Origin of the sequence: Mesorhizobium sp. M7A.F.Ca.ET.027.03.2.1 (assembly GCF_003999175.1) — a bacterium.
Taxonomy (GTDB): Bacteria; Pseudomonadota; Alphaproteobacteria; order Rhizobiales; family Rhizobiaceae; genus Mesorhizobium.
In genome coordinates this window covers 1-2,229 of record NZ_RZOM01001023.1, presented here as the reverse complement: position 1 = coordinate 2,229, position 2,229 = coordinate 1, and the positions used below count along the sequence as shown (strand labels likewise).

Sequence of the window (2,229 nt, the reverse complement as noted above, 5' to 3'; positions counted from 1 at the left end):
GATGAAGGGCCGCACGCTGGACGAAGCCCGCGCCCAGATGCTGGCCAAGGGCATGAAGCCGGCCGAGGTCGACAAGATAGCGCCGCACCGCGTCTTCTCGGGCAACCGGCCCTCGCTGACCATCCTCTACCGCAAACTCGACCCACGCACCTTCGGCCGGCTGATCGCGCTCTACGAGCACCGCGTCTTCGTCGAGGGCACGCTGTTCGACATCAACTCCTTCGACCAGTGGGGCGTCGAGCTCGGCAAGGAACTGGCCACCGGCCTTCTGCCTGTCGTGGAGGGCAAGGAAAGTGCCGCCAAGCGGGATGCATCGACCGCTGGCCTTGTGGGATTCATCCACCATTTGCGTGGCTCGGAGTGAAAAGTTTGGCAGACATCAAGGGAATATTGTTCGACAAGGACGGCACGCTTGTCGACTTCAACGCCACCTGGCTCGGCGTTGCCGACTTCATGGCCATGGATGCGTCCGAGGGCGATCGCTGGAAAGCCGACAGGCTGCTGGCCGCCGCCGGCTTCGATTTCGCCAACAAACGCTTCAAGCCCGACTCGATCTTTGCGTCCGGCACCAATCTCGACGTCGTCGAATTGTGGTTTCCGCGCCTGTCCAACGAGGACCAGATGCTTGCGGTTGCCCGCTTCAACGAGATCACCTCGGTGCAGGGCTCGGCGATGGCCGTGGCGCTGCCGGGCATCGTCGACACGCTGACGGCACTGCACAGGAAATCCTACCGGCTTGGCGTCGCCACCAACGATTCGACCAGCGGCGCGGAAAAGACGCTGGTGACGCTCGGCGTCGCCCAATTGTTCGACGCGGCCTATGGCTACGACGCGGTGGCCAATCCGAAGCCGGCGCCCGACACCATCCTGGCTTTCAGCGACCTCACCGGCCTCAGGCCGGCGGAGATCGCCATGGTCGGCGACAACAGGCACGACCTCGAAATGGCGCGTGCCGGTGGCTGCGGGCTGGCAGTCGGCGTGCTCTCCGGCACCGGCACCCGCGAATCGCTGGCCGGCATTGCCGATGTGATCTTGGATTCGGTCGCCGACCTGCCAGATTTTCTCTCGGCGCGGGTCAAGGAGACGATCTGACGGCCGAGGCCGGGCAAATCAAACTTGGGCTTTTCCCGCCAACGGCTGATTGGTGGAAAGCGGAACGGCAGGTTTCGGGGAAGCAGTTCAGGAAAGCAGACGTGCAGTTCGCTCGCTTCTATGTCTGTCATGGGGCCGGTGGCAGACAGGCCGCTATTGGGGGACGTTTATCGAGAAACGGACATACCGCCGATGAAAGCCTAGGGCCGGAAGTGGCCCAAAGCTGCCTCACACTTTGTGTAGCAGTGGGGGTGAGGAGCGCTGTTGCGCTCGTCACCCGGCGTTGTCTCAGCCCCGTTGATTGGCGATGCCGAGGTAGTGCCCTAGACGGTACTCGATATCGGAGCCCGCTTGCTGGATCAAGGCCTGGCTCCCAGCGGCACGCACGAGAAATCCTGGCAAGGTGAGTGATCGGCTGAACTCACCATACGCGGCGACCAGGTCGGCGTCGGGCGGCAGTACGGCACGATTGATCATCGCCTCCAGATTGATTGATTGTTTGGGTGTGCCGGATCGCCGTCGCGAGCTTCGCCAAGGTGCGGTCGGGCTGCGGGCCTTCGGTTTGCGAGCGTTAGCCGTTGAAGCCGTTATACCGATGCAGCATGCGGTCCATGATGCGCTGCGGCATGAACCGGCGCACCATGCTGAGTTGGCGGGCCTGTGGTCCTGCAGGATAACGCAGCCGGGGGTTGGCCGCGGTTGCGGCCTTCACCACAGCATCGGCGACCACCTGCGGATCATCGCCAGCATCCACCCATTTGCGCATCAGCTTCTCGCTGCGGTCGCGGCCGACGCCATAGACGTCAATAGGCTGGTCCGCCCGCGTCAGGTTTTCCTCGAAGGCGGTGTGCGTTACGCCTGGTTGGACCATGAGGACGCGGACGCCGAAGCCCCGCACTTCGTGATCCAGCGACTCCGAATAACCTTCGATGGCGTGCTTGGTCGATGCATAGAAGGCGTTGAACGGCGAGGGGATCAGGCCGAGAATGGAACTCATGTTGATGATCCGACCACTCTTCTGACGGCGCATGATGGGCAACACCGCGTTGACGACGCGGGCGACGCCGAACACATTGACGTCGAACAGTCTTTTAGTCTGGCCAATGGATGATTCCTCGGCGCCACCCAGCATGCCGA

Annotated in this window: 3 protein-coding genes and 1 pseudogene; 2 read left to right on the top strand and 2 right to left on the bottom strand. The window is 62.8% G+C overall.

Annotation, left to right across the window (positions count from 1 at the left end):
• Together EN750_RS30585 and EN750_RS30580 are read left to right on the top strand one after the other, a co-directional pair.
• Positions 1-364: pseudogene (locus EN750_RS30585) on the top strand (glucose-6-phosphate isomerase); the annotation flags it as partial.
• A 5-nt stretch (positions 365-369) separates the two neighbouring features.
• Positions 370-1,092, top strand: coding sequence for an HAD family hydrolase (locus EN750_RS30580; protein ID WP_127398955.1), 723 nt, complete (start codon positions 370-372; stop codon positions 1,090-1,092).
• A 288-nt stretch (positions 1,093-1,380) separates the two neighbouring features.
• Here the strand turns inward: EN750_RS30580 and EN750_RS30575 are convergent, their stop codons facing one another.
• Complete coding sequence (locus EN750_RS30575; RefSeq protein ID WP_174800301.1) at positions 1,381-1,569, bottom strand: hypothetical protein; 189 nt, start codon at positions 1,567-1,569, stop codon at positions 1,381-1,383.
• Positions 1,570-1,663: 94 nt separating this feature from the next.
• On the bottom strand, positions 1,664-2,229 hold a 566-nt coding region (locus EN750_RS30570), incomplete at its 5' end, for an SDR family NAD(P)-dependent oxidoreductase (protein WP_127398954.1).

What these genes read in the sequence shown, in the direction of transcription:
- EN750_RS30575 (WP_174800301.1), bottom strand. Translation starts at nt 1,569, where the DNA reads ATGATCAATCGTGCCGTACTGCCGCCCGACGCCGACCTGGTCGCCGCG.